Source organism: Gammaproteobacteria bacterium, assembly GCA_003696665.1.
Classification (GTDB): Bacteria; Pseudomonadota; Gammaproteobacteria; order Enterobacterales.
In genome coordinates this window covers 1-1,313 of sequence record RFGJ01000503.1, presented here as the reverse complement: position 1 = coordinate 1,313, position 1,313 = coordinate 1, and the positions used below count along the sequence as shown (strand labels likewise).

Here is a 1,313-nt window from a genome sequence, read left to right as displayed (position 1 = left end):
CTGACTGCCTGACAAATCTTTTCTAGTTGTGGTTAGAAGCAGGTTTACAAACAACGGAACGAACTCGATAAAACCAAATGTGGTCATCGTAGTCGCGCTTCGCTTTGAGGGAGGCGAAACAAGCTTGAGGATCGTTGGGCAACAACGGAACGCAAGGCAGCAAGGCACGTCCTTTATGAATCACTCCTTGCAGCCAGCGGAGTCCGATTTTGAGATAGCTAATGCCGCGTCGCCAGTGTGGGTCTACCTGTTGCCGTAAACCTGCAAGTTGCACCGCCATGCCTTGGGTCGTGGCAAACAGCAGGGCAATGGCAGCGACCAGATAGAGGCGTTCGAGGGCAGTAGCAGAGCGTAAGCGCGAGTCTTCTAACTCAAATGCGCCAGACTTGCTATCCAAAAACAATTCCTCTACCCGAAACCTCAAGGCATATTGCCAGAGCGTCTGCAAGGTTGGAGGTTCATCGGTGACAACCGCCCAAGATTCTTTGGCTCCCTGTACCGTTGCAACCACCAAGTTACAGCGATGCTTGCCATCAAGCCACAAGCCTACATTCTCATACAGTCGGGCTTCGCCGAGGGGAGGGTAGAGCGTTGCAACCGTCCAGGGATAGCGTCGTGTGGTATGGATCAAAACATCACAGGGTAATCGCAAACAGTAATGCCAGTGACTTTGCCGTAACCATTGCATCAATTGCTGATTAGCAAAGCCTCGGTCAGCGAGTAGCATCACATCTGGATGATGCCGCAACAGCCACCGAGCACGACGCAAGACGGGTTGGTACTCCTCGAAGGCAACGGTAGCACTGCTATGTTCGAGCACTCGCCACAACAAGGGAACCGCCCGTCCACAGCACACCACCGACAGGTGAATCATGCAAAAGCGATCCCACAAAACCGTCGTATCTAAGGCTAAATACAATCGCTGTTGCTCCCATCCGCTCAGAGCCGCCAGCACCAACGGTACGTAAATTGCCATCACACTAATGCGGCAATTGTCCATAAATCGCTGCCACCGCCGCTCAGTGCTTTGCGCTTTTGTCGCTCGACTCAACACATACGGTTCCCATGCTGCCAGGTTCAATTCTCCGCTGTAGAGCAAGGCACTCACCATCCACGCCAGTGCTTTCAAGTGGCGCAGATCGCAAACACGACTGTGTTGACTCAACTGGTCGAATAGTTGACCATACAAATGGGTGGAGGTTGTCATGATTTTAGGCTGTTGTGTCGTAACTCTAGCCTCTCATGACTCTCTACCCTCCTCGTCCATTCCCTCGTGTTTATTGGGTTTCACCTACTTCTGTCAGGCAGTCAGG

General features: G+C 52.3%; 1 protein-coding gene. It reads right to left on the bottom strand.

Translation table 11 applies throughout. The features are described 5' to 3' along the window. Positions 1 to 22 precede the first annotated feature (22 nt). Positions 23 to 1,207 (bottom strand): transposase, encoded by a 1,185-nt coding sequence (locus tag D6694_12290; GenBank protein RMH38498.1) that lies wholly within the window; start codon positions 1,205 to 1,207, stop codon positions 23 to 25. Positions 1,208 to 1,313: the final 106 nt, after the last annotated feature.